Annotated in this window: 26 protein-coding genes and 1 pseudogene; 15 read left to right on the forward strand and 12 right to left on the reverse strand. The window is 56.4% G+C overall.

Going from position 1 to position 23,534, the window contains the following annotated elements:
* On the reverse strand, window positions 1-828 hold the full coding sequence (locus C2E19_RS19890; protein WP_129394732.1) for an arylamine N-acetyltransferase: 828 nt from the start codon (window positions 826-828) through the stop codon (window positions 1-3).
* Window positions 829-929: 101 nt separating this feature from the next.
* Complete coding sequence (xth, locus tag C2E19_RS19895; RefSeq protein ID WP_129394733.1) at window positions 930-1,724, reverse strand: exodeoxyribonuclease III; 795 nt, start codon at window positions 1,722-1,724, stop codon at window positions 930-932.
* Window positions 1,725-1,852: 128 nt separating this feature from the next.
* Here xth and C2E19_RS19900 point away from each other — a divergent pair, with 128 nt between their 5' ends.
* Together C2E19_RS19900 and C2E19_RS19905 are read left to right on the forward strand one after the other, a co-directional pair.
* Window positions 1,853-2,434 carry a GNAT family N-acetyltransferase gene (locus tag C2E19_RS19900; protein WP_129394734.1) on the forward strand — a complete coding sequence of 194 codons (582 nt, stop codon included), beginning with the start codon at window positions 1,853-1,855 and terminating at the stop codon, window positions 2,432-2,434.
* A gap of 85 nt (window positions 2,435-2,519) precedes the next feature.
* On the forward strand, window positions 2,520-2,831 hold the full coding sequence (locus C2E19_RS19905) for a hypothetical protein (protein WP_129394735.1): 312 nt from the start codon (window positions 2,520-2,522) through the stop codon (window positions 2,829-2,831).
* A gap of 53 nt (window positions 2,832-2,884) precedes the next feature.
* Here the strand turns inward: C2E19_RS19905 and C2E19_RS19910 are convergent, their stop codons facing one another.
* Entirely contained in the window at window positions 2,885-4,453 is a 1,569-nt protein-coding gene (locus C2E19_RS19910; RefSeq protein ID WP_129394736.1) for a sensor domain-containing diguanylate cyclase, read from the reverse strand.
* Between the two features lie 260 nt (window positions 4,454-4,713).
* Here C2E19_RS19910 and C2E19_RS19915 point away from each other — a divergent pair, with 260 nt between their 5' ends.
* Window positions 4,714-5,208, forward strand: coding sequence for a LysR substrate-binding domain-containing protein (locus C2E19_RS19915; protein ID WP_256661226.1), 495 nt, complete (start codon window positions 4,714-4,716; stop codon window positions 5,206-5,208).
* 220 nt (window positions 5,209-5,428) lie between these two features.
* Here the strand turns inward: C2E19_RS19915 and C2E19_RS19920 are convergent, their stop codons facing one another.
* Window positions 5,429-6,094: a ribonuclease T2 gene (locus tag C2E19_RS19920; RefSeq protein ID WP_129394737.1), complete on the reverse strand. Its 666-nt coding sequence runs from the start codon at window positions 6,092-6,094 to the stop codon at window positions 5,429-5,431.
* A 165-nt stretch (window positions 6,095-6,259) separates the two neighbouring features.
* Between C2E19_RS19920 and C2E19_RS19925 the strand changes: the two genes are divergently transcribed.
* Complete coding sequence (locus tag C2E19_RS19925) at window positions 6,260-6,730, forward strand: hypothetical protein (protein ID WP_129394738.1); 471 nt, start codon at window positions 6,260-6,262, stop codon at window positions 6,728-6,730.
* 6 nt (window positions 6,731-6,736) lie between these two features.
* Here the strand turns inward: C2E19_RS19925 and C2E19_RS19930 are convergent, their stop codons facing one another.
* Window positions 6,737-7,591: a LysR substrate-binding domain-containing protein gene (locus C2E19_RS19930; RefSeq protein ID WP_129394739.1), complete on the reverse strand. Its 855-nt coding sequence runs from the start codon at window positions 7,589-7,591 to the stop codon at window positions 6,737-6,739.
* A 102-nt stretch (window positions 7,592-7,693) separates the two neighbouring features.
* Here C2E19_RS19930 and C2E19_RS19935 point away from each other — a divergent pair, with 102 nt between their 5' ends.
* Both C2E19_RS19935 and C2E19_RS19940 read left to right on the forward strand, forming a co-directional pair.
* Entirely contained in the window at window positions 7,694-8,341 is a 648-nt protein-coding gene (locus tag C2E19_RS19935; RefSeq protein ID WP_129394740.1) for an FMN-dependent NADH-azoreductase, read from the forward strand.
* Between the two features lie 58 nt (window positions 8,342-8,399).
* A complete protein-coding gene (locus tag C2E19_RS19940; RefSeq protein WP_129394741.1) occupies window positions 8,400-9,185 on the forward strand; it encodes a transporter substrate-binding domain-containing protein in 786 nt (261 codons plus the stop codon).
* Here C2E19_RS19940 and C2E19_RS19945 read toward each other — a convergent pair.
* A complete protein-coding gene (locus C2E19_RS19945; protein ID WP_129394742.1) occupies window positions 9,154-10,005 on the reverse strand; it encodes a helix-turn-helix domain-containing protein in 852 nt (283 codons plus the stop codon). The two genes, C2E19_RS19940 and C2E19_RS19945, sit on opposite strands and share 32 nt — an antisense overlap.
* Window positions 10,006-10,167: 162 nt before the next feature.
* Between C2E19_RS19945 and C2E19_RS19950 the strand changes: the two genes are divergently transcribed.
* Window positions 10,168-11,079, forward strand: a complete 912-nt coding sequence (locus C2E19_RS19950) for an alpha/beta hydrolase (protein ID WP_129394743.1) — start codon at window positions 10,168-10,170, stop codon at window positions 11,077-11,079.
* 192 nt (window positions 11,080-11,271) lie between these two features.
* Here C2E19_RS19950 and C2E19_RS19955 read toward each other — a convergent pair whose 3' ends face one another.
* A complete protein-coding gene (locus tag C2E19_RS19955; protein ID WP_129394744.1) occupies window positions 11,272-11,487 on the reverse strand; it encodes a hypothetical protein in 216 nt (71 codons plus the stop codon).
* A 135-nt stretch (window positions 11,488-11,622) separates the two neighbouring features.
* On the opposite strand from C2E19_RS19955, the gene pseH reads away from it, so the two are divergent.
* Together pseH and C2E19_RS19965 are read left to right on the forward strand one after the other, a co-directional pair.
* A complete protein-coding gene (pseH, locus tag C2E19_RS19960) occupies window positions 11,623-12,189 on the forward strand; it encodes a UDP-4-amino-4,6-dideoxy-N-acetyl-beta-L-altrosamine N-acetyltransferase (RefSeq protein ID WP_129394745.1) in 567 nt (188 codons plus the stop codon).
* Window positions 12,190-12,240: 51 nt separating this feature from the next.
* Window positions 12,241-12,645: a hypothetical protein gene (locus C2E19_RS19965; protein WP_129394746.1), complete on the forward strand. Its 405-nt coding sequence runs from the start codon at window positions 12,241-12,243 to the stop codon at window positions 12,643-12,645.
* Window positions 12,646-12,783: 138 nt separating this feature from the next.
* Here C2E19_RS19965 and lepB read toward each other — a convergent pair whose 3' ends face one another.
* Window positions 12,784-13,572: a signal peptidase I gene (gene lepB / locus C2E19_RS19970; protein ID WP_129394747.1), complete on the reverse strand. Its 789-nt coding sequence runs from the start codon at window positions 13,570-13,572 to the stop codon at window positions 12,784-12,786.
* 181 nt (window positions 13,573-13,753) lie between these two features.
* The gene (locus C2E19_RS19975) at window positions 13,754-14,116 is read right to left on the reverse strand and encodes a DUF6124 family protein (RefSeq protein ID WP_129394748.1); all 363 of its coding nucleotides are present in this window, start codon (window positions 14,114-14,116) and stop codon (window positions 13,754-13,756) included.
* A gap of 1,027 nt (window positions 14,117-15,143) precedes the next feature.
* Between C2E19_RS19975 and C2E19_RS19980 the strand changes: the two genes are divergently transcribed.
* Together C2E19_RS19980 and C2E19_RS19985 are read left to right on the forward strand one after the other, a co-directional pair.
* Window positions 15,144-16,385 carry an AAA family ATPase gene (locus C2E19_RS19980; RefSeq protein ID WP_129394749.1) on the forward strand — a complete coding sequence of 414 codons (1,242 nt, stop codon included), beginning with the start codon at window positions 15,144-15,146 and terminating at the stop codon, window positions 16,383-16,385.
* Window positions 16,378-17,052: a hypothetical protein gene (locus tag C2E19_RS19985; protein WP_129394750.1), complete on the forward strand. Its 675-nt coding sequence runs from the start codon at window positions 16,378-16,380 to the stop codon at window positions 17,050-17,052. The genes C2E19_RS19980 and C2E19_RS19985 overlap by 8 nt, the downstream gene beginning before the upstream one ends.
* Here the strand turns inward: C2E19_RS19985 and C2E19_RS19990 are convergent.
* Both C2E19_RS19990 and C2E19_RS19995 read right to left on the reverse strand, forming a co-directional pair.
* On the reverse strand, window positions 17,049-18,032 hold the full coding sequence (locus C2E19_RS19990) for a hypothetical protein (protein ID WP_129394751.1): 984 nt from the start codon (window positions 18,030-18,032) through the stop codon (window positions 17,049-17,051). The genes C2E19_RS19985 and C2E19_RS19990 overlap by 4 nt on opposite strands.
* Window positions 18,005-18,712: pseudogene (locus C2E19_RS19995) on the reverse strand (hypothetical protein). Before C2E19_RS19995 ends, C2E19_RS19990 begins: the two are co-directional and overlap by 28 nt.
* Before the next feature lie 273 nt (window positions 18,713-18,985).
* On the opposite strand from C2E19_RS19995, the gene dusA reads away from it, so the two are divergent.
* A complete protein-coding gene (gene dusA, locus C2E19_RS20000) occupies window positions 18,986-19,972 on the forward strand; it encodes a tRNA dihydrouridine(20/20a) synthase DusA (protein ID WP_129394752.1) in 987 nt (328 codons plus the stop codon).
* A gap of 75 nt (window positions 19,973-20,047) precedes the next feature.
* Window positions 20,048-20,419, forward strand: coding sequence for a DUF2388 domain-containing protein (locus C2E19_RS20005; RefSeq protein WP_129394753.1), 372 nt, complete (start codon window positions 20,048-20,050; stop codon window positions 20,417-20,419).
* Here the strand turns inward: C2E19_RS20005 and C2E19_RS20010 are convergent, their stop codons facing one another.
* On the reverse strand, window positions 20,420-21,253 hold the full coding sequence (locus tag C2E19_RS20010) for an undecaprenyl-diphosphate phosphatase (RefSeq protein ID WP_129394754.1): 834 nt from the start codon (window positions 21,251-21,253) through the stop codon (window positions 20,420-20,422).
* Window positions 21,254-21,736: 483 nt separating this feature from the next.
* On the opposite strand from C2E19_RS20010, the gene C2E19_RS20015 reads away from it, so the two are divergent.
* Window positions 21,737-22,477 (forward strand): winged helix-turn-helix domain-containing protein, encoded by a 741-nt coding sequence (locus C2E19_RS20015; RefSeq protein WP_129394755.1) that lies wholly within the window; start codon window positions 21,737-21,739, stop codon window positions 22,475-22,477.
* 279 nt (window positions 22,478-22,756) lie between these two features.
* A complete protein-coding gene (locus C2E19_RS20020) occupies window positions 22,757-23,398 on the forward strand; it encodes a winged helix-turn-helix domain-containing protein (protein WP_129394756.1) in 642 nt (213 codons plus the stop codon).
* Window positions 23,399-23,534 lie beyond the last annotated feature (136 nt).

The following is a 23,534-nucleotide window of genomic DNA, read 5'->3' on the forward strand; positions in this document are numbered from 1 at the left end:
TCAGACAGGCACAAGCATTCGCGCCAGCGACTGGCGCACATGTGGCTGATCCGGCAGACGCAAACCGAACTCCTGTTGCAGCACTTCGATCAGCTCATCGACGTCGCAGACTTCCCGGCGCTCACTGTCACCGCCCATGCGATGCAGGGCGAAACTGCCGTTGTTCAAGGTTTTGCGCCAGCCGTCGCCAGTGCGCGCAGCCATCAGACGCTTGGCGAAAGGAGATTCCGGGTGAGTCGAGACGTACCAGTTACCGACGGTGTAGTCGGTGTCTTCCTGGCGCTGCAGATCGAACAGGTACATCGACCGCCACTCGCCGGCGACCTTGGCGCGCAGCATGTAGCCATCGACCTGCTTTTCGATGCGATAGGGTTCGTGGGGGGTGATTTGCTCGGCTTCGGAGTCGAGCAGTAACGGTGCGGTCGGCACCATGCCGCCAAACCCGACGTCAGTGATGTAACGCACATCATCGATGGTCACCAGACTCAAACGGTGAGTGCGCGTGGTCCAGGTGCCTTCAGGCTGGTTCATGACCACTCGACCGCTGATGGCACGCGCGTCGAAGCCCAGTTCGAGCAACAGGGCAAAAAACAGGTGATTGAGTTCGTAGCAGTAACCGCCGCGCCCGTCATGCAGGACTTTCTGCTCGATGGACGGCAGATCGATCAGTACCGGCGCGCCAGTAATGGTCGAGAGGTTTTCGAAGGTAAAGGCACCGGTGTGACGCCATTGCAATTCGCGCAGGGTGGCCAGGGTCGGCGCCGGCGGCTCAGCGAAACCCAGGCGTTGCAGATACAGTTTCACATCGTTCAGGCGGGGCTCACTCATTGCTCGATCCTTATGCATTGGGCCGCAGGTCACTGCGTTGATGGTCGCCATGTATACGGGATCGAGCAGCTGTTTCGATAATTGATTTCGCCAATCGCCCGCTAGCGCTTCTTGCGCGAAGCGATACGAATCCACGTCGGCGCATGATCGCTGGCATGCGGCTCGTTGCGCACCCAGGCGTCTACCCCGGCCTCATGCAAATACGGACTCAGTGCCGGATTGAGCAGCAGATGATCGATGCGCAAACCGGAGTTGGTTTGCCAATGCTGACGAAAATAATCCCAGAAGGTATAGAGGCGATCCTCGGGATACAGATGGCGCAATGAATCGGTCCAGCCCTGATCCAGTAAACGCTGGTAACACTCGCGGCTTTCGGGTTGCAGCAACGCGTCCTTGAGCCAGGAACGGGTGTTGTAGATGTCCATGTCGGTGGGCACGACGTTGTAGTCACCGGCCAGCACCACCGGGTGATCGCTCTGTTGCAGATCTTTCGCGTAGCTGATCAGCCGTTCGAACCAGGCCAGTTTGTAATCGAATTTCGGTCCCGGCTGCGGATTGCCATTGGGCAGGTACAGGCAGCCAACCAACACCCCGTGCACCGCCGCTTCCAGATAACGGCTGTGCTTGTCATCAGGGTCGCCGGGTAGCCCGCGCCGACTCTCCAGCGGTTGCGCATCGCGGGCCAGAATCGCCACCCCGTTCCAAGCCGCCTGCCCTTGCCAGATCGCCCCGTAACCGGCGGCTTCCAGTTCGGCAGCGGGGAAGGCACTGTCGAGTGACTTGAGTTCTTGCAGGCAAGCGATGTCCGGTTGCTCGCGTTTGAGCCACTCCAGCAGGTTCGGCAATCGGGCGCGCAAACCGTTGACGTTGTAGGTGGCGATCCGCAGGTTTTTCATCGGCTGAGGCTCCTGCCCATGGGCTGTAAAAATACTGACCCCACGACACTCGCGCCGGTTGCATCGGATCGGCCCGCTGCGGCGTAATAGGCGCTCGTCATTCGCCCGCACTGCCGAGAACCGAATCCATGCCCACCACGCTGCAAGGCCAGCGCATCGTTCTGCGCCCGCTTCAGTATGCCGACGCCGACGCCCTGCTCCATGCCGCCGCTGACGGCGAATTGTGGAACCTCACCGTCACCGTCGTGCCGTCGCCTGACACCATCGACAATTACCTGAAAAAAGCCCTCGATGGCCGCGACGCCGGCACGGTCATGCCGTTTGTCATCGTCTTGAAGGACAGCGGCGAAGTGATCGGCTCAACGCGGTTCTGGAAGATCGATCCGCTCAATCGCAAACTGGAAATCGGCAGCAGCTGGATCGCCGCGCGCTGGCAGAAATCCTTCGTCAACACCGAAGCCAAATACCTGATGCTGCGTCATGCCTTCGACGTACTCGACTGTGTGCGCGTGCAGTTCACCACCGATGAGAACAATCAGAAATCACGAAACGCGATCCTGCGTCTCGGCGCGCAACAGGAGGGCATCGTCCGTCATGAACGGATCATGCCGGATGGCCGCAAGCGCAACTCGGTGCGCTTCAGCATCATCGATGACGAGTGGCCACTGGTGCGCCAGCGCCTTGAGCAAAAGTTGGCGGCGTACGACTGAAGCGACCGCTCGTCACCCGGCAGGCACCAAGTGTGGCGCGTCTCAGACCAACGTCAGGTAACCAGCCCTATTCTGGAGACCTACCATGACTACCCGCACCCTGACTTCACTCGTGCTCGCCGGCCTGCTGGCAGCCACTTCCGCCGCAGCCTTCGCCGCCAACGATGGCGCGGACGCTACCGGCACCAAGTCCGGCGCCACCAGCGGCACAAACATGCCGCCCAACAGTACGCCCGGCGCACCTTCCGGCAGCACCGGCAATGGCAATGACGGCTCCGTTTCGGGGTCCGGCACCGGCACCAACGGTGGCGCCAGCGGCTCGGGCTCAGGTGCCGGCGGTGGCACCGGAGCAGCGGGCGGCGGCACCGGCGGCGCGGGTGGTGGCACTGGCGGCTGAACGAACAAGAGCAGGCCATGGTGAGCGCCATGGCCTGTTTGTTTACGCGCAGATCAACGATCCGAGCGCAACAGCTCCCCGATCACGGTGTCCATCGACAACACGGCGGCGCGATTGCGTCCGGCGTTTTTCGCCTGATACAGCGCCGCATCGGCACGCTGAATAAACACCTCGGGGCTGTCATTGCCCAGCGGAATGAACGAGTAGCAGCCGAGGCTCACGGTGAGATATTCCGAAGGTGATCCGCTGTGGGCGATGCGTTTGTCCATCACGCTACGGCGGATTTGCCCGGCAATCGCCAGTGCGCCGTTGATGTCGGTGTCCGGCAGCAACACCGCAAATTCCTCACCGCCATAACGCACGGCCAGATCAGCCTTGCGCTGACAGCAACTCTTCACCACCTGCGCCACCTGAGTCAGGCAATGATCTCCCGCGACATGGCCATAGGCGTCGTTGTAGCGCTTGAAAAAATCGATGTCGAGCATGATCAGGCTGACCGGACTCGACTGCCGCGCGCCTCGGGCAAATTCGATTTCCAGCGAACGCTCGAACAACCGCCGGTTGGCCAGCCCGGTGAGGCTGTCATGGGTAGCAATCTGTTCCAGCGCCCGTTGCGCCCGGAGCAGGTTCTTCTCGATCCGTTCGCCGTCGCGCACTTGATGGATGAACACCCAGCCGAACAAACCGACCCCAAGAATCACCAACGCGATGATCACACTGGACTGAAACGCGCGCTCGTACCAACCTTTGAGAATTGCGTCACGCGACGTCGCTGCCGCCACCACCAACGGATACGACGCCAGTTGCCGGTAGCCATACAAACGCACGACGCCATCGACCACCGAGTTGATCATCGCCGTACCGGCTGAAGCCTCAGGCAACAACGTCTTGTAAATCCGGCCCTGCGCCAGCGAAGAACCGATCAGGCCCTCATCGAAAGGTCGACGCGCCAACAGCGTGCCGTCAGTCAGGCCGAGGAACATGTTGCCGTTGTTGTCCAGGCTGAAGCTTTCGAAGAACTTGTCGAAGTAGGACATCTTGATCCCGGCCATCAACACGCCCTGGAAGTTGCCGGCGCGGTCGCTGATGCGTTTCGAGATGGGGATGATCCATTCGCCATTCTCACGGCTGCGAATCGCCGGGCCGATGTGCGCCAGCGTCGAAGCGTTCTGCTGGTGGAACTTGAAATACTCGCGATCCGCCACGCCGTTGCCACGTGGCAGATCGGTAAACGAGGTGATCACCCACTGACCGTCGCGATCGAACAGGAACATGCCGTGCAGCTGATCCAGTTGCTGCACCCGTCGGGCAAAGGTTTTCTGCAAGCGCGGCTTCTGGCCGGCACCGTAGCCATCGTCCTCGATCCAGTCGACCAGGCTGGTCAGCACCAGATCAGCGGCCAGAAAGGTGTCCTCGGCCTGTTGCGCCATGGCGCGGGTCAGGTTGCTCGACGCCATCTTCGCCATCGCCAGATCCTGGCGGCGCGACTGCTCCAGTTGCAGATACAACAAACCGAACAGGCACAGGCATATCGCAACGATAAACAGCGCCGCCGCTTTGCGCAGCGGCAATCGTTTGAGTGCGCCGGGAGCCTGATGAGGATCGTGAATGGGGATTGGCAAAAGCGTGTCCTGGGCAGGTACGACAGGGGCAAACGCCCGAAACCCTTGTGTTGGTGAGCGTAGCCCACCGGGATACACCGGGCAAACGCCCTGATCCCGCCCAGTAGTATCGGCGCACAGCGAGTTTCGATGATCGCTGTTCGCAGATTTATTTTCGATTGTTCTTTGCGGTTAGTCCGTTGTGAAGAGCCAGCCGGCGCATCGCACTGTGCAGTGAAGCGCTGACCAGCGACCTCGATCTGGCAATCCTGCGCATCGGTATGCTGGAAAACTTCGATGCCCGCCGCAGGGCGCTGATCCTCGCCGGCTTCACCCGCAACCACCCGCACGCACGCCTGGAAACCATCAGCGGCATGAGCCTGGACCTGCGCCAACGGCTCGACGCTGGCGACATCGACATCGCCCTGATCAAACGCGAACCGGACAGCGGCCCGGCGTGGGCAACCTGGCCGGAACGGCTGGTGTGGGTCAAAGGCGCGGATTTCGATTCGTCCAGTGGCGTGCTGCCGCTGGCGCTGTTTCCGCAAGGTTGCCTGTATCGGCAGCGGGCGATCCGCTTGCTCGATGTTGCGCAACGGCCGTGGCGGGTGGCGTTTGGCAGACACAGTTTGACCGGAATTCAAGCGGCGGTGGCTTCAGGATTTGGGGTTCGGTGTTGCCGGCTTCGGCGGTATTGTCGGAGCATCAAGTGTGTACGGACTTGCCTGAACTGGCGCCGACGGAGTTGGCGTTGGTCAGCCGTGAAGGGGTTTTGAGTGGGTTGCAGCGGGGGGTTGGTGGAGTTTTTGCGTGGGGAGTTGGGGGTGGATGCCAGGGGATTTGCCTGACAGGTCAAGGTCGACATCAAGCCTTTTGTGGCGAGGGGATTTATCCCCGCTGGATCGCGCAGCGGCCCCAAAAAAGGGTCTGCTGCGCAGCCCAACGGGGATAAATCCCCTCGCCACAGTCATGTGTACTTGATATTTAGCTAGCGTGTCAGCGCGACGGCGGCACCCGAATATCCCCCGCCCGGCATTGCGTCTTCACGCCCTTGCCACACGCGCCAAACTGCAGATCCTTGCCCATGCACACGCGCACTTCCGACAGTTCCGGGCCGCTGCAAATCACCGCAATGCCGTTTGCCGGAATCCCCGGGTTGGCCTTGCGGAACAGGTCGGCGATCTCCTGGGCTTCGAAGTAATACGAGGAGCTGAGCGGTTGCAGTTCGTCCGGGACCTTCACTGCCGCGACGGCTTTATCCGCTTCATCCAGATAGCCCATCGCACCAAGGCCGCTGCAAGTGCCGTGCTTGGACCATTCGTGATCGAGCAGTTTTTTCGTCGGGAACAGTGTCAGGCCTTTAGCGGTTTCTGCTGCCGACAATGTCGTCAGCGGCGGGCAGGATTCCGGCCAGCCGCCGTTGGCGTATTGTGGCCACAGACCGTGCAGCACGAAGCCGTAACCCTTGCCGGTGCACTGTGAATCATCCTTGTGGGTCAAGCAGAACGTCGGCGACCAGGACAACGTCAGCAGGTAGTAATCGAACACCCCCGCCACTGCTTCTGCCTGCACCTTGCTCGATTGCGACTGACGCGCCGAACTCAAGCCGATGCTACCGGCCGTCAGCGCAATCACTGCCAAAATTGTAAACAGCTTTTTCATCTACCCGCTCCTTGGGACGCCTGCGTCCGTGGTTTTCGATCCTGGCCAGACTTGGCCAGTGCTGATTTCGACACGCTTGTGTTGCAAGTGCATGACGCAAGGCAAGGCCGTACGCCGTTGAAAGGTCTACGATTAACAGGCAGACATCAAACCAAGGGATCCGAAATGAGTAAAGCAGACGAACTCGCCGCCAAACTCAAGCAAACCCGGCACACCCACGCGGATGCGGCGCTGGAGATCGATTGCTGGCCGGCGCAGGTCTACGACCTGTACCACCGCATCGAGGCGTGGCTGCAACCGGTCACCGAGGTCGGCCTGAAAATTCGGCGTAATCCGACCCACGTTTGCGAAACTTCGCCCGATGGCGAAAGTCACGATTACGCCATCGACCAATTGGTGATCGAGGCCAATCATCAAAGCCTGACATTTGATCCCATTGCCCGGTTTACCGAGGATGGCGCCGGACGGGTACAGATCAATCCGTCAGCCACGGACACCTATTTGCTGCGTACCGTGGATGAGCATGGCGAAAGCCATTGGTGGATGCAGTCGATTGAAACCGGGCAGCAGCTGGACGCCATCGCGCTGACGGAAAACAATCTTTTGCTGGCGGTACAGGCAGGTCTCGGCCTATAGCACTGACTATTGCCGCCGCGCCGCACAGAAATCGAAGATCGCCTGAGACACCGCTTCGATCATCTGCGGATCGGCATCAGCCGCGGTGAACAAGCGGAACTGCGCATCCGGCAACGCCGGCAAGCCATGTTCCGCATCCAGCGCCGCCAGCCCTTGGCCCAATTGACTCAATGGCATCGGTGCCACGGCAAATCCCGCCAGCGCCGCTGCGCGCAAACCGGCATTGCTGGAGCAAAGCATGGCGGTGCGCTGCGCGATCCCGGACTGGGCCAAACGGGTCAGCGCCGCTTCACGATACGGACACGGCTCAGGGAACAGCGCCAGCGGCAATGGCGCCGGCAGTTGCGTAAGCGGTTGCGCGGCCCACGCCCACACCAGCGGCTCCTGCCAGAGCAAGCGCCCCGACTCGCCGGTTTCACACAGCGAGCCGATGACCATTTCCAGGTTGCCCTGCTGCATCTGGCTGAGCAAAGTCCCCGGAATGTTTACCTGTATATCGATCTCCATTCCCGGGTGCTGCGCCGCGCAATCCTGCAATGCGCGCAACAACCGCGCCTCGACAAAATCCTCGGAAACACCGATCCGCACTCGCCCCTGAAACGGCGTGCGCGTGAGTTGCGTCCAGGCATCGCGGTGCAACGCCAGAATCGTCCGCGCATAAGCGATCAGGCGTTCGCCGTCAGCCGTGAGCTGTTGCGAGCGCGTGGTGCGCTTGAGCAGCGGTTTGCCGACTTGCTCTTCCAGCCTGCGCAGATGACCGCTGACCGCCGATTGGGTCAGGTGCAGTTTTTCGGCGGCACGACTGAAGCCGTCCTCATCGACAACCGTGACAAACGTCTTGAGCAACAGTGCGTCAAACATAGTGAGATACGTGATCAATGGCGGATTTATTCACGATTTATAGTTTGATGCGCGCTATGTTGCAATGCCTCGCACTGTCCACCCGAACTGTCGAGGCTTAACGTGACCACCCTTCTGCACATCGAATGCTCACCGCGCAAACAACGCTCCGCGTCCCTGCAAGTGGCCCGCAGCTTCATTGATCGCCATCTCCAGCACCATCCGCAGACGCACGTCGAAACCCTCGATCTGTGGAGCTTGCAGCTGCCAGAGTTCGGTGAAGAGGCGATGAATGCCAAGTACGCAGGCCTCAGCGGAATAGCGCGTACAGCGGCCCAACAATCGGCCTGGGAAGAACTCGAGACGCTCGCCGCCCACTTGCACCGTGCCGATATTCTGGTGATGTCAGTGCCGCTGTGGAATTACAGCATTCCCTACAAACTCAAGCACTACATTGACCTGGTGTCGCAGAAAGACATCCTCTTCAGCTTCGACCCCGAGCGTGGCCCGCAAGGTTTGCTGCACGGCAAAACCGCTGTTGTGGCGTATGCCCGTGGCCTGGATTTTTCGGCGCAATCGACCACGCCCGCCGAGCGGTTCGACTTTCAGAAACCGTACATGGAAGCGTGGCTCGACTTTGTCGGGATCACCGATGTGCACGCGTTGATCGTCGAAAAGACCATTCTCGGTGAAGACCTCGACCGCGATTCGCGACTGCTCGCCTCACAACAGGCGCGGGATCTGGCTGATCGTCTCGCGCGGGCCGGGTGACACCCACAAAAGCCTTTCACTACACTGGGCCACCTTCCTTCTCGGAAACCCGATCGCAATGACAATTCTAAAAAGCACGATGATCCTCTGCGGTGCGCTCACTTTGGCCACCGCCGTTCAGGCGCAGGAAAGCACTTCACACCTCGACAGCATCCAGCAACAAGGCCAGTTGCGCGTCTGCACCACCGGCGACTACAAGCCCTACACCTTCAAACGCACCGACGGCGACTTCGAAGGCATCGACATCGCCATGGCCCGTTCGCTGGCCGATAGCCTCGGAGTCAAGGTCGAATGGGTGCCGACCACCTGGAAAACCCTGATGCCGGACATGCTGGCCGGTAAATGCGACATCGGCATGGGCGGTATTTCGGTGACGCTGGAGCGACAGAAAAAAGCCTACTTCAGCAACACCCTCGACACCGACGGCAAGATCCCGCTGGTGCGCTGCGCCGACGTCAGCAAGTACCAGAGCGTCGAGCAAATCAACCAGTCCAACGTGCGCCTGGTCGAACCTGCCGGCGGCACCAACGAAGCCTTCGTCCACGCTTTCCTGCCCAAGGCGCAACTGGCCTTGCACGACAACGTGACGATCTTCCAGCAACTGCTCGACAACAAGGCCGACGTGATGATCACCGACGCCTCGGAAGCGCTGTATCAGCAGAAACTCAAACCGGGGCTGTGCGCGGTGAATCCGCATCAGTACATGCAGTATGGGGAGAAGGCTTACTTGCTGCCGCGCGATGACATCAGCTGGAAACTGTATGTCGATCAGTGGCTGCATTTGAGCAAGGTCACTGGCAAATATCAGCAGGTCATTGGTCAGTGGCTGGCCGTACCGCAGTAAGTTTTTCCAGTGCTCGGCTGGCTTCACTGTCCGCTGCGGCGGTCATGACGATGATCGCCTGATCGAGACTCTCGGTGCAGGAGAGCATTTGCCAATCGAGGCTGAGCTTGCCCACCTGCGGGTGCAGGAACGTTTTGCTGCCGCAGGTCGGGCTGGCTACCAGATGCGTCGCCCACCAGCGGCGAAAATCCTCGTCGCGCAACGACAGTTCGCCGATCAATGAGGCTAGTCGCGGATCGTCCGGGAAACGCGCCGTATCCATGCGCAGAAACGCCACGCAGTTGCGGCCGTTGTTCTCCCAATCGACGTACAGACGGCGAAACCTCGGGTCGAGAAACGACAGGCGAATCAGGTTGCGTTGCTCGATCGGCATCTCGGCGAAATCAACGTAAAGCGCCGCTGCCAATGGGTTCCACGCCAACACATCCATATAGCGGCCAATGACAATCGCCGGAATACCTTGCAGGCTGTCGAGCAGACGCTGCGTCTGCACGCCCACCGTTTGCCGCCGCTGCCGATCAACCGTGGTGCGGCCCAATCGCGCCAGTCGATAGAGATAATCCAGATCGTCTTCTTGCAGGCGCAATGAACGCGCGACCGCCGCCAGCGCCGACTTCGACGGCGACAAACGCCCCTGCTCCAGACGCGTGTAGTAATCGACGCTGATGCCCGCGAGCAGCGCCACTTCTTCACGGCGCAAACCAGCAACGCGACGTGCACGCCCGGCGTCGGCGGGCAAACCGACTTGTGTCGGTTCGAGTTCAGATCGACGAGCACGGAGAAATTCGCCGAGGTCGTTAGGATGGGTTTGTGTATTCATGGGCCGATCATGGCGCGCGGGCGCGAATCAGGGAAGACACTCCTTATCATAGGAAAAACTTTCCCAGGAACCGCGCTCTCTTTTTGCCCCTCACCCAGCGGTTCACTCTTTGCCTCGTCAGCCGCCAGACGCGGCATCGCATCTACCCCGTGGAGTGCACCCATGAAAACCAACGTCAGCTTCCTCAGCAACGGCCTCAAACTCGCCGGCCACCTTTACCTGCCGGCCGACTTGCAGCCCGGCGAACAGCGCCCGGCCATCGTCGTCGCTCACCCGTTCGGCGGCGTCAAAGAGCAGACCGCCGGCCTCTACGCACAGAAGCTCGCCGAAAAAGGCCTGATCGCCCTCGCCTATGACGCCAGCTACCAAGGCGAAAGCGCAGGTGAGCCGCGTTATCTGGAAGATCCGTTCGTGCGCGCCGAAGACATCAAAAGCGCCGTCGACTTCCTCGCCAAGCACGCCTCGGTCAACCCTGAACGCATCGGCGCCCTCGGCATCTGCGCCTCCGGTGGCTACGTGCCTTTCGCAGCACAGACCGAACGCCGCATTCGCGCCGTCGCCACCGTCAGCGCCGCCGACATCGGTCTGCTCTACCGCGAAGGCCTCGGCGGCACTGGCAGCCCTGGACAACTCAAGCAACTGTTAGAAGAAGTCGGCCAGCAACGCACTCGCGAAGCCCGTGGCGAACCGGTGCGCATCGACCCGATCGTCCCGGAAACCGCCGACATCAGCGCAGACACCCCGACCCTGTTCCGCGAAGGCAGCGACTACTACCGCACCACACGGGCACAGCATCCGCACTCGCCGAACAAATATGTGTTCACCAGCATTGGCCGGATCGCAGCGTACTCGTCCTTCGATCACATAGATCTGATCTCGCCGCACCCGCTGCTGATGATTGCCGGCACCGAGGCCGACACCCGCTACTTCAGCGAAATGGCCATTGAGAAAGCAATGGAGCCTAAAGAGTTGGTGCTGATCGAAGGCGCAACCCACATCGACCTGTACGACAAGGAACAGTTTGTCGGACCAGCCGTGGAGAAACTGGCCGGATTCTTCAAGCACTACCTGTAACGTCGTGTGATGAAAAAAAGGGCGCCAGCAATGGGCGCCCTTCTTGTTTTTCCACACAAATTTTTTGCCTCTACCAACCCTGAACAGCCCACCCACCTGTGGCGAGGGAATTCATCCCCGATGGACTGCGCAGCAGTCCCCGCTTTTAACCAAAACCATAGCCCCCAACATCAGCCTCAAACTCAAACTCAATCAATCGTCATGCAACATGCCAGAGCTGTACTGATTCAAGCTGCTGCCAATACTGTTCCCGCCAAACTTCAGCGTATTGGCATTACTACGCCCTTCCGGCGACTGACAATCCGAGGAAAAACAACTCGTAGTCGTTAGCCCACCCGCCCCCGAACATGCACTCAACACCGATACAGCTGCAGCAATCAACAGCACTTTGACGACATTGGCGCTCATGGCACGATACCCCTCAGGATGAAAAGCGACGATCTTGTGCCAACATCCTAGGCCTGCGCCGCACGCGGCAACATGAAACTTTGCGGATCGACAGCGCGGGTTCAGAATCGCCTCCCTGCCAGACAAGGACATCCCATGCAATTGCTCCCTCTCACCGACGCCAGCCCCGCCATTCAGGCCCACGTCCGCACCCTGCGAAACCAGCCCGACGTGCGCAAATACATGTACACCTCGCACGAAATATCCGAGCAGGAACATGCGAACTGGCTGAACTCGTTAAAGGGCAATCCACGCCAGCAAGTGTTTGTGGTGATCAAGGATGAGCAAGCGGTGGGGGTTGTTTCGTTGAATGCGATCAATGTTTTGCACAAGAGCGCGGATTGGGCGTTTTATCTGGATGTCGGGTTGCAGGGTAAGGGCTTGGGCAGTGTGGTCGAGTTCTGGATGCTCGATTACGCGTTTGGCGTGGCGGGGTTGGAGAAGCTGAATTGTGAAGTGCTGGCGATGAATTCGGCGGTGGTGAAGATGCATCAGAAGTTTGGGTTTGAAGTTGAGGGGGTGAGGCGGCAAAACGTGGTGAAGGATGGGGTTCGGGTCGACGTGGTTTTGCTCGGTATTAGCAAAAACGAATGGCAGAACAAGCGCCCGGCCTTACAAAGCGTGATTACCCGACTTGAGAGCCGCGCTGTCGGCAGCCCTTAAACACGAGGCGGATATCCTCTCACTCGCACAGCACGTGAATGGAAGTCAGAAATGGTAGAGCCGGCGCCGCGAATAATCGACCCCGTCAAACGTGACTGGGCGTCGGCGACTGAACAGCAGCGATTCGACGTCCATTGGGCGCTGTCAGATGCGTTTGTCGACAATGAGGTCAACTACGCATTTATCGCACGCGAAACCGAAGACTACGACCCACAAGAGATAAAGCGAATCCTCTACGAAGAGGTCGCACCTGTTTGCCATACGAATCTGGAAACCGTGATTCCAATGATCTGGTCTGCCTTCAACTCGGAGCAGTTGAAGGCAGACATAGCAGAGACTTTGAAAGCCCGGGAAAACAGCCGCTTTCGACGGCAGATAGACAAACTGCTGATACGTTGGCTGACGTTTCGATACAAATACATTTGGAAAGAGATCTCCAGGCATTATCGAAAGTGACCGACCCCATCGCTAGCTAATAGTTGGCGACCGCCGCAGCCTCCAGGCCATACCAAAAACTGTTTTTGATGGGCGCTTGGACTTTCGCTCAAGGACAAGTCAACAGCCACCACAACCCACCCTTCAGGATTGGACTCATCAGTGAAAGACGGTGCCAATCCTCGATCGATCTTCTGAAAACCAGATCCCGGTGACCTTACCGACAATGTCCTCAACGGCGACCTGCCCCATAAAACGGCTGTCGTTACTGCTATCGCGGTTATCGCCGAGCAGATACACGTGGCCTTTCTCGATCACCGTCTGCGGCGTTTGCAGATAACGACGATCCTTCACGCGCTCTGGCGGTGCAAAGAACAACCCCATGTTTTCACCGTTGCGAATGACCTTACCGTCAACGATCGACAAGGTATCGCCACCCACTGCGGCGACACGTTTGACCGCCTCCGTGCCGTTGTAGCGATAAACCACAATGTCGCCAACCTGCGGCGCGTCGATACGCGTTTTGGTGACGATGTAGTCCCCGATCGAGAGAGTCGGAACCATCGAGCCAGAGGGAATGAAGTAAGTCTTGAACCCGAGAATCGGCCCTCTCAACGGCCCCAACAGAACCAACGAAACGATGATCAGCGCTACCACGTAAAGCACATGAAAACGGCTGCTGGGACTGTCCACCGAGCTGTCTTCTTTGCGCGCCAACATTGCTGCCGCCGTCGCCGATCCCAGTTTCACCAGCACGATAAAAATGCCGAAGACATACAAACCGATTGGCGTCGTCGTTACTCCGCACACGCCAAGCAAAATTACGCCGACGTAGAGCAGCGCTGCCACGCGCACCGCCCATTTAACGCGACCGACATAAACCAGACCCCAGCCAGCCACCAGGCACGACATCACGAACGCTTGCAGCGGATTTTTACGAGTATTCATAAACTCTCATCGACGAGGTTGAAAGCGATCAGTGCTTCCGTGGAATTGCGGCGTTTTTAAACGCGGCGCGCGCGAAATGCTACTGAATGGCCATCATTCTGTCCATGTGGGCAAATGGGCTGATTCCAGCGCTTTCCCCTCATGGCGACGGACTGACCGCCGTCGCCACGAAGGTCAGGATTTACGCCTTCAACTCGACGTTATCCAACGCCTGATTCACCGCCAACTCACCTAGCATCACCACCTGCGCAATGCCCAGCGCGGTTTTGCGGTGCGCGGGGTCGAGTGCTGCGGCGAAGTTGTTGAGCATTTCGGAGGCTGAACCGAGGGTTTCGCTGGCGTTGGCCAGGAGGGATTCGGTGTCGTACTTCGGATTGGCGAAGTACATGCGCTCGGGTTCGTTGGTGCTGGCCATGATTTGGCCGGGCGGGAGGAGATAGTGATCGAGGGCGCGTTCGGCGGCTTCGTGGAGTTTGCGCGAATCGAGGGATTCGTAGGGGGATGCGGGATCGGTTTCTGGTGGATTCGGTGTTGGTTTGAACATGGTGTAACTCCTGACGGATAAACGAAAAGGAGCCATCACTCTCGCTACCAAACGAAGGGTGGAGGCCATACGCAGGTTGGTAGACCGGTCGTCAGGAACCCCGGCGCATCCGCAGACGCCCCGCGCATGACCACCATAAAACGAAGACGAGAAACGCCCTCGCAAGACAGTAGTCTTGTGCTTCTGACGGAGACGGGCTACCAAACCCGATCACTGGTTCTCAGTGACCTAGGAACAATAGAACCCGCTAGCTAGACGCACAAGCCGGCGGATTCTGTCTTAGGTGTAGGGGGTGGCGCAAGGTGGTGTAGGCTGAGGACTGCAGGAACAGGCTTCATTTAAACAGACACGTTTTTTCCGTTTGGAAGGCTTTTCTGGCACGCTGATTGATCCAAATACTGTGTAACATCACAGAGTATCGCGATCCTTTTTCAAGAGCTGTCCGTCGCTCCGATGATGGATCGGACTGATCCCTCTTTTACCTTCCGTAAATAAAGGCCCAAACGCCTTGCCGCTAACCCGCGTACCAGTTGCGTACCACCCCTGTTTCCCTCCCTCTTCTTCCCTTCAAAAATTTTCACTCTGTGAAATCGCCGATCACCTGCAGCCCCCCATGCCCCGCCTGGTCTGCAGGTTCGATTGAACTCCCTCGGCGTTTGCACAAAAAACAGACGCGAAGCCCGTCGGCGGGAGGGGAATAAGTGCTTTTTCAGGAAGTTTTTTGGTGGTGACAAAATTTCGGCCGATCACCGATGATGGCGATCCGCCCCCGACTGCTTCAGAATTCGGGACAACGGTTTACGGGTTACGCTACACGAACAAGGTATCTCGGCAGTTGGGTCTGTCTGTACCGGCACTTGAGACAATCGGCTTCAGCACACCGGATGTTTCTGAAGTAGTCACAAGTTATGGGATGCGCTAGATATCTTGGATCGTAAGGATGAGCGGAATGATTAGATTGCGAGCTACACCAACAGCATTAATACTCAAGCTTATTAAATACTAATTGCAATGGAGTGTGTAACTCATGACAGAACCAGAAACAGCGATCCAAAGCGGCGATAAATTTCTTCTAAACATATTCGGAAAAGTTTTAACAACAGATCAAGACATCGCCATAGATCTAAAATCACGCAACTTGATAATAATTGGAAAAAATGGTTCAGGAAAAACATCCTTTCTTAAGTCGCTACACACAATGCTACTACGCAACATATCTGAAGGCCATGCAGAAAAACTGACAGAGTATCGCGAACACTTAGCGAACTTTAAACGCAGACTGGCCAAAGAACCTAATCTCGAAGGAACCATCGATCACTATAACAAATTGATTGAAAATAACACCACTCCATTATTCGCAACCTATAATACGCTTTCAGAATTCATAAAAAAAACCAAGGACGGTACGGCACTAATTAGATATTATGAAGCAACACGAAAAATCGCCATAACCAAGGTCACATCTGCGTCACCACTCACCCAAGAAATATCTGAGCACAAAAGAAAAGAAAACCTCGGCCCAAATCTAGAGCAACACTTAGTAAACTTGGAAATCGTTATGGCATTAGCCATGCGGAAAAACAATCTAGTAAAAACTCAAAAAATTGAGAGCTGGTTTAATAAATTCGAAGAAGACCTTAAATTTCTATTCGAAGATGAAACCGTTCATTTGGTTTTTGACGACGAGAAATTGGCTTTTTCGTTAAAGCAAGAAAGCCGCCCCCCTTATTCCTTTCAAAACCTCTCTTCTGGCTATCTCGCCATTTTCGATATTTATGCTGATTTATTAGTCAGAAGCGAGTACTTTGATATATTGCCCACTGACCTATCGGGCATTATATTGATCGACGAACTTGACGCACACTTACATATATCTCTTCAGCGAAAAATATTGCCCTTCTTCACTCGGTCCTTCCCCAGAATCCAATTCATCGTAACAACACACTCTCCTTTTGTCGTCAGTTCCACTGACGACTCTCTTATATATGACATATCTACAGGCAAAGAATGTGAAGACGTTTCTCTTTTCTCAATAGAACATATTATCGAAGGGGTTCTAGGAGTCCCCCCAATATCTCAAAAAATGCAGGGTTTGATTTCAGAACTCACTGCTTCCAGCAACAACCCAGACGCATCTATTGACGAAACTAAAAAGCTACTAAATACGTTAGCGCCTTATGCCGACACCTTGGACGACGAATCAAGGATGTTTTATGAAATCGCCCAAAACAGATATCTAAAAAAGAAGAGAGACGATCGCAATGTTTAATGTAGCTCGTCCAAAAGTCATCCCCACCTCACTATCCGCCCAAAAAAGCTATAGCGAAAGAGATGTAGTTGAATCGTTAGAAATAACTTTCCATGGCAAATGCTACATATGCGAGACAAAGGAACTGCTTGCCCTTAACGTAGAGCACTTCAGTGCTCACAAGGGCTGCGTACAGAAAAAATTCGCGTGGGACAATCTATTTTATGCGTGCGCACGCTGCAATAACTTCAAGCGACACACCTATGATGACATATTGAACTGCACTGACCTTAATATCGACGTATTAAGATTGATTCGCCACACTCCACCATTGACGCCTTATTCGGACATTATTATCGAACCAATGGATACAGACCCAAAAACAATTCGCACCGCGGACTTAATATCTAGAATATTCAACGAAGATGATACGGGCAATAAGTCCGTAGTTAGAGTACAGCTAAGGAAACGAGTATACAAACGATATGCAAAAATATTGCAGCACATCAATACTTATATAGACGAGGACGAACTGCCAGCCTCAAAACTTTTAGCAGTAGAACATTTAAAAGCGTTAATGGATGTTACACAAGAGTACTCGGCTTTTCTAAGATGGCCTATCTTGGACTCTCCGGAATTATACAAACTTCTTGGAGAGTCAATCAATCAATACAAAATGGTGGATTAAAGCGTAATTTTGCGGAGAGCCGCTGACAAATACTCGGCATCACTTGCGTTACTCAAAAAATCCGCTGAATATTCCGGGCTTGGCGGCGAACCCGGAATATGCGTATGAGCTGACATTTTGGCATTCATTCGCTGTAGTAGATCAAGTATTTCGCACATTACGTGAAACAGATTTACAGTTTCTGAACCGACCCAGTTTTTTGGCGCCTGTAGGCGCTGCTCTTGGCCAGCCACGCTTCGGCGCAGGCCTTCAATCCGCTCATGCATACCGCCACCCACCGTAGCGTTGTGCTTTTGACCCACCACCAGATTCAGATCCCGGCCCGAAGCCTGGTGCAGATCGTCCACCGCCGCCAAGCTCGCGGATCCGCCCGACATCAGCTTGAGCGCGCCCAGCGCCTCGATCTTTTTCACACCACCCACAGTCTCGGCTGAGTGGTCATCAATCGTCTGCGTGTGGCTCTGGAACTGCTCACGGTTGTCGAGGGCTTCGACTTCGCGCTCGATCGCCTGATCTCGGATCTTGACATCGGTCTGGCGCAGCCAATTGCCGTCGGCGTCGACGCGCTGCTGGGTGGCCTCGCTGTGCTGCCACACCTGATCACCTTTAGGCACCTTCGGCATGCTCAGCCCATGCGGTAAGATCGATTGAATGTAGGGCTTGTTTGGCAGGCCGTAGGCAAAGCACACCACGACCCGCGTGCCCTCCTCCGGAAAGGCGTAAATGCCCATTTCCTCGCCACCGGTGGGCAGCGGTAAAGGAACACCAGTGAGCGGCGGCATGGCCGGATCTGGCTCGTCATCCGGGCCGAGTACGACAATATCCACGGCGTAATGCGGGCGGAAGTCGTCGCACAGTCTGGCGTCCGCGTCTGCGGGCCGGTCGGCCACGGTGACAACCCGGGCAAATCGTGGCAGGTAATATCCTCCGGTGAGTTCGGGGAATTGGCGCTCTACAGCGCGGCGGATTGCGTCGTCCATCGGATGGCCATCTGGTCATTGGTGAGCGCCACCGTGGTGACGCGCTCGCCGTTGTTGATCGATGCACCTGGTCGCCCCCCCCCCGGAAGGGCCGCAATCATTGCGCTCTGGTTGCCCTGGTAGCCGTCGAACAGCTCCGTGGGGATTTGCAGCGGCGCACGTGCGCCGAAAAAACTGTCGGCCCAACTGCCGGCGAACACTTCACCGTTGCCCAGCTGGTGCCAGGTGAAGTCGGGAATGCTGAACACTCGGGCCAAACTGTCCATAGCCTGGTAACCGGCAACTAAGGCTGTAGAAATAAGGCGCCTTCACGTTGGCATAAGGCCGATCGGGCACACGAAAGCGCAGCCCGGTTTGTTCGCTGATCTCGGCCAGCACGGCGCGCAGATCCACATGACGCAGGTTCAACGGCAGCGGGTTGGCCAGCACGGCGGCCAGCTCCCGGCAGAACAACACCTGTTCGACCGCGTTGGCGGCGGTGCAGTGCTCGATGTAACCGATGAAGTACCTTTGCAGCGCGCCCTCGTTGTAGCCGATATCCAGCGTCACCATCCCTTCAGTTGCACAGGGGATTGAGCTGTGAAGTTCGCCCGGCCGGGGCTGGTAGCGTCCAGCCTGACGTCTTCTTTGATCAGCCGGATCGGCGCGCCATTGATGGCCAATACCTTGTGCAGCTTCACTTCTGCTCACTCCCACCAAACCGTGTATCCATCGCCCGTGCACTTTTTCAAAATCGCATATCGCTGGACTGTGGCAGGTTTGGTCGCAATCGTCGGGTTGACCGACCAGCGCGCCTGGGCCCCATAGATCAATCGGGCAAACCACTCAACTTATACGACCTTAAACACCGCCTATCATCGACCGGGCACACATGAATCCCAGTGCGTAAAGCTCTGCCCACCTCATTCCTGATAAACTCTCCCACCTTCGCCCCTCTGATCCAGATTCCCCCAATGCCTCTACAACCCGCCCCACTCTCCCGCCGCTTCTCCGTCGCCCCCATGATGGATTGGACTGACCGCCATTGCCGTTTCTTCCTACGCCTCCTATCGAAGAACGCCCTGCTCTACACCGAAATGGTCACCACCGGCGCGCTCCTCAACGGCGATCACGAACGTTTCCTCCGTCACAACGAAGCCGAGCACCCTCTCGCGCTGCAGTTGGGCGGTAGTGTTCCGTTGGATCTGGCCGCCTGCGCCCGCATGGCCCAGGAACACGGTTACGACGAAGTAAACCTGAACGTCGGCTGCCCCAGCGATCGTGTGCAGAACAATATGATCGGCGCGTGCCTGATGGGTCACCCGCAACTGGTGGCGGATTGTGTGAAGGCGATGCAAGACGCGGTGTCGATTCCTGTGACGGTAAAGCACCGCATCGGCATCAACGGTCGGGACAGTTACGCCGAGCTGTGCGATTTCGTCGGCACCGTCCGCGATGCCGGGTGCACCAGTTTCACCGTGCACGCACGAATTGCGATTCTCGAGGGGTTGTCGCCGAAGGAGAATCGCGACATTCCGCCGTTGCGCTATGACGTGGCGGCGCAGCTGAAGGCGGATTTTCCGGCGTTGGAGATTGTGCTGAATGGCGGGATCAAGACGATGGAGGCTTGCCATGAGCATTTGCAGACGTTCGACGGTGTGATGTTGGGGCGTGAGGCTTATCACAATCCGTATGTGCTGGCGGAGGTGGATCAGCAGTTGTTTGGCAGTTCGGCGCCGGTGATCAGTCGGGCTGAGGCGTTGGCGCAGTTGCGTCCTTATATAGCCGAGCATTTGCTGGCGGGTGGTGCGATGCATCACATCACGCGCCATGTGCTGGGCTTGGGCACGGGGTTCCCGGGGGCGCGGAAATTCCGTCAGTTGTTGTCGGTGGATATTCACAAGGCCAAGGATCCGCTGGCGTTGCTGGATCAGGCGGCTGAGTTGCTTGAAGGTCGTTGATTGAAATTTTGAGTATGCGGGCGACGCATGAGCGTTGCCCGCTGTTTTGTTGTACCGACAGGATGTCTTTTGTTTATGCCCGCGTTTACTTTTTCTGCTTTCAAGCGTTTCACCCTCCTCGCCTTGTTCAGCTTCACTTGCGACGTTTATGCGCACTGCGATGGCTTTTGCATGGGCCGTACCGATACGCCGTGGGAAGTGACGCAGTTTTCCGGCTTCACTTTGGTGTCTTTAATCCTCGCACCTATTTCGTCTAGCCAGGAAACGACCGACAGCCATAAACGCGTTTACTCCGCCGAGGAGCAGGAAGACGCGCGACTCTATCTAGCCAGCGACGGCATGCTGCAGGCCGCGTATTTCACGTCGGCCTTGCAGCGCTACCGTCAAGAGTCGCCGGATTCGGCGCTAAACGATCTGGCCATTGCGGCGTTGATCAGCAGCCAGTGATCAGGCGGCCGCTGCTGCGGTCCAGTTGACCCAGCCAAACAGCCACGTCGCCAGAATCAACAAACCAAAGCCGATCCGATACCAGGCGAACGCGGCGTAGCTGTGGTTGGCGATAAACTTCAGCAGCCCACGCACGGCAATCATCGCGAAGACGAACGCGGTGACGAAGCCGAGGGCGAAGACTGGCAGGTCGTTGGGCTGGAACAGGTCGCGGTATTTGTAGCCGGAGTAGACGGCGGCGCCGACCATGGTCGGCATGGCGAGGAAGAACGAGAACTCGGTGGCGGCTTTGCGCGAGAGGCCGAAGAGCAGGCCGCCGATGATGGTCGAGCCGGAGCGCGAGGTGCCCGGAATCATCGCCAGGCATTGTACGAAACCTATCTTCAGCGCGTCGGACCAGCGCATGTCGTCGACGTGCTCGACGCTGATCACGTGATTGCGCTGTTCGGCCCACAACATGATGACGCCGCCCACCACCAATGCCACGGCGACGGTGATCGGGTTGAACAGGTATTGGTGGATTTTGTCAGCAAACAGTACGCCGAGTACCACGGCTGGCAGAAACGCAATCAGCAGATTGAGGGTGAAGCGTTGTGCGTTGCGTTGGGTGGGCAGGCCTTTGACGATATCGAAGATCTTCGTTCGAAACTCCCAGACGACGGCAAGAATGGCACCCAGTTGAATAATAATGTTGAACGCCATGGCGCGTTCGCCGCCGAAATCGAGCAAGTCGGCTACGATGATTTGGTGGCCGGTACTTGAGATTGGCAGGAATTCAGTCAGACCTTCTACCGCACCTAATATCAACACCTGGAAAAGGGTCCAGAAATCCATTAATCCTCCGTCAGAGCGCTCTTGATGAGCGACCGGGTAGTAACACTCAGGGGTTGAGTATCTGAAGTTACACAATTGGTTTGTTCTTGAAGAATAGGTCTTATGAATTGCCACACTCAAGCCATGTTAGTAATCGTCGGCCGACGAACTAAGAGGAAAATATTTAGGCCCTTCCTGGAAAAAAACTTGCCCAACCAACAAAGTGTGATCAATATCACACAATCCCGAGATGGCCAGACAGTGGCAAAAGGACATAGACAAAGCCATCGCAATAGACTCAAAATAGTGGCACCATTGCATATCGCCACTATCTAATCACTAATTCACAGCTCCGCGAAAATCAACTAAAAGCTTGAAAAGCTTATTTATTGTTAGAAAACTCGCGAGACACGTCTAAAATCCGCGCAAATGTTACCAATTGTCAGTCACAGATGAGAACCGGTGCTTTAACATCCCGATGTCAGCACTAATTCGAGTCAATGCATGATGCTCTCAGGGAACTTAGCGACTAGAAGCCCGCGCCCGACAAATGACGAACCTGGTGTTCTCACTCTGGGTCGTACCCGTGGCGTGGCTGAACATTTTAGTGCGCTGGTCGCCAAGCATGTGCAGACTGATATGGCACTTGAGGCTAGTTCCTACACTAGTTCATATCAGCTAAATGAATATTGCGGCTCTTATCGGGCCATCTTCCTGGTCATCGACAATCCACAGGCGCTTGAAGACAATCTGGCGCTGGTGCAGAACCTGCGCTCGGGTAATTTGAAACCGATCATTTGCGCGGTCATCACCGGTCGCGGCGCCTTCAACAAGATCAAATATTATCTTGCCGGCGCGGACGCTTGTATCAAGCTCAATACCCTTGCCGACGAGGGCGCCGACTTGCTCAGCGAATTCTTCAGCAGTGAAGAGTGGCAGCGCGATACCAATCTCACGCTTGATCCGACGCGGATCTGCCTGATGGACACCAGCAAGAAACTCGACATCTCGTTCGCCGAGATGAAGATCCTGGAAGCCTTTGCGCAAACCAGCAACCACATTCTCAGCCATGATGAAATCGCCAGCATCATGGGCCTGAACAGCAATTTCTACGACCCTCGAGCGCTGGAAAAATCGATCAGCCGCTTGCGTGGAAAAATCAAGGACATGTATGGTACAAACGCGATTCAGAGCATTCGCGGCTATGGCTATCGCCTGCTGCGGGGTCTGATATCGACTGCCTGAGTCACGGGCAGCCAATCCCTTTTGCAACGTACGAAGGATCGTCCAATGCAACCATATCGTTCTATCTGCATCTCACGCCTATTAGAAATCAAGCAATTGAATGAGCGCGGCAACACGACCCATAAAAATAAAACTCCATAACATAGCAGCAGTTCGAGTGGAATTTATCGAGGGCCATTATTGGGCCCAGACCCTGCCTATCGATTACTTCCAAGGAAGTCATTGCTCGCCTGCCGATTTATCTTTTAGCCAATTTTGGTGTGTATTTAGGAGAGAGACATGGAAACTAGTACAACCCTCCCAAGGAAATATTTTGTTGTCGTGACTCACAGCACAACGTCGCAACGTGAACTCGAGAGTATCCTCGCCAGCGAACGCTTCAATTCGTTTGGCAACTCTGAAGGTGTTGCGTCGCCCTCCTCCGCGCCAATGGTGATGGAGTTCACATATCCAAGCGTTAGTCGAAAGAATGTTGCTCGCAGCATTGAATATGACACCCAGCGAATTCTCGCGACTCTTGAGTCCGAATGGCTGGCAGCGCAAACCGCCAATCCTTTTCAAAGTATCCCGGCACTGACCGGCGAAAGCAGCAATATGCCACCGGCCATTGAAGGCGATCTGCCTTGCAGCGAAACCTGGCATCTCGACAATGATCAAGGTGCACTGGTCAAGGACGGTATCGAGATCAGTCTGACTGGCCTGGAAACAGCTTTGGTCAGGAAAATGCTCAATCATGAAGAGCGCGTTGTCAGCCGAGACGAGTTGATCCTCAGTATCGGTCGAGAGCCGGAGCAATACCGCGGCCTGGAAATGTGCCTGAGTCGCCTGCAGGACAAATTCAAAAGCGCCAGTAATGGCGAGCGCCTGTTTCGTGCCGTAAGAAATCGCGGTTATTGCCTCATTCAGGAAATCGTCGCGTAAACACGCAGCCGACACCGAACAAAACAAACAGATTCAAGTGCGATTACAAAAACAACAAGAGCACTCTGTTTGGGTTCACCTCCCTTTGATAATAGAAACTCCCTGCCTCCACCCCTCCAACAGTAACAAATACGAC

Origin of the sequence: Pseudomonas sp. DTU12.3 (genome assembly GCF_004124275.1) — a bacterium.
Lineage (GTDB): Bacteria > Pseudomonadota > Gammaproteobacteria > Pseudomonadales > Pseudomonadaceae > Aquipseudomonas > Aquipseudomonas helmanticensis.

Excerpts from the sequence above, each read along its gene's own strand:
- C2E19_RS19955 (WP_129394744.1), bottom strand. The coding sequence starts at position 11,487 with ATGAGCGCCAATGTCGTCAAAGTGCTGTTGATTGCTGCAGCTGTATCG.
- dusA (WP_129394752.1), top strand. The coding sequence starts at position 18,986 with ATGCCTCTACAACCCGCCCCACTCTCCCGCCGCTTCTCCGTCGCCCCC.
- C2E19_RS19950 (WP_129394743.1), top strand. The coding sequence starts at position 10,168 with ATGAAAACCAACGTCAGCTTCCTCAGCAACGGCCTCAAACTCGCCGGC.
- C2E19_RS19915 (WP_256661226.1), top strand. The coding sequence starts at position 4,714 with ATGCTGGAAAACTTCGATGCCCGCCGCAGGGCGCTGATCCTCGCCGGC.
- C2E19_RS20010 (WP_129394754.1), bottom strand. The coding sequence starts at position 21,253 with ATGGATTTCTGGACCCTTTTCCAGGTGTTGATATTAGGTGCGGTAGAA.
- C2E19_RS19940 (WP_129394741.1), top strand. The coding sequence starts at position 8,400 with ATGACAATTCTAAAAAGCACGATGATCCTCTGCGGTGCGCTCACTTTG.
- lepB (WP_129394747.1), bottom strand. The coding sequence starts at position 13,572 with ATGAATACTCGTAAAAATCCGCTGCAAGCGTTCGTGATGTCGTGCCTG.
- C2E19_RS19965 (WP_129394746.1), top strand. The coding sequence starts at position 12,241 with ATGGTAGAGCCGGCGCCGCGAATAATCGACCCCGTCAAACGTGACTGG.
- C2E19_RS19980 (WP_129394749.1), top strand. The coding sequence starts at position 15,144 with ATGACAGAACCAGAAACAGCGATCCAAAGCGGCGATAAATTTCTTCTA.
- xth (WP_129394733.1), bottom strand. The coding sequence starts at position 1,724 with ATGAAAAACCTGCGGATCGCCACCTACAACGTCAACGGTTTGCGCGCC.
- C2E19_RS20020 (WP_129394756.1), top strand. The coding sequence starts at position 22,757 with ATGGAAACTAGTACAACCCTCCCAAGGAAATATTTTGTTGTCGTGACT.
- C2E19_RS19920 (WP_129394737.1), bottom strand. The coding sequence starts at position 6,094 with ATGAAAAAGCTGTTTACAATTTTGGCAGTGATTGCGCTGACGGCCGGT.
- pseH (WP_129394745.1), top strand. The coding sequence starts at position 11,623 with ATGCAATTGCTCCCTCTCACCGACGCCAGCCCCGCCATTCAGGCCCAC.
- C2E19_RS19990 (WP_129394751.1), bottom strand. The coding sequence starts at position 18,032 with ATGGACGACGCAATCCGCCGCGCTGTAGAGCGCCAATTCCCCGAACTC.
- C2E19_RS19985 (WP_129394750.1), top strand. The coding sequence starts at position 16,378 with ATGTTTAATGTAGCTCGTCCAAAAGTCATCCCCACCTCACTATCCGCC.
- C2E19_RS19900 (WP_129394734.1), top strand. The coding sequence starts at position 1,853 with ATGCCCACCACGCTGCAAGGCCAGCGCATCGTTCTGCGCCCGCTTCAG.
- C2E19_RS20015 (WP_129394755.1), top strand. The coding sequence starts at position 21,737 with ATGATGCTCTCAGGGAACTTAGCGACTAGAAGCCCGCGCCCGACAAAT.
- C2E19_RS20005 (WP_129394753.1), top strand. The coding sequence starts at position 20,048 with ATGCCCGCGTTTACTTTTTCTGCTTTCAAGCGTTTCACCCTCCTCGCC.
- C2E19_RS19930 (WP_129394739.1), bottom strand. The coding sequence starts at position 7,591 with ATGTTTGACGCACTGTTGCTCAAGACGTTTGTCACGGTTGTCGATGAG.
- C2E19_RS19975 (WP_129394748.1), bottom strand. The coding sequence starts at position 14,116 with ATGTTCAAACCAACACCGAATCCACCAGAAACCGATCCCGCATCCCCC.
- C2E19_RS19905 (WP_129394735.1), top strand. The coding sequence starts at position 2,520 with ATGACTACCCGCACCCTGACTTCACTCGTGCTCGCCGGCCTGCTGGCA.
- C2E19_RS19890 (WP_129394732.1), bottom strand. The coding sequence starts at position 828 with ATGAGTGAGCCCCGCCTGAACGATGTGAAACTGTATCTGCAACGCCTG.
- C2E19_RS19925 (WP_129394738.1), top strand. The coding sequence starts at position 6,260 with ATGAGTAAAGCAGACGAACTCGCCGCCAAACTCAAGCAAACCCGGCAC.
- C2E19_RS19945 (WP_129394742.1), bottom strand. The coding sequence starts at position 10,005 with ATGAATACACAAACCCATCCTAACGACCTCGGCGAATTTCTCCGTGCT.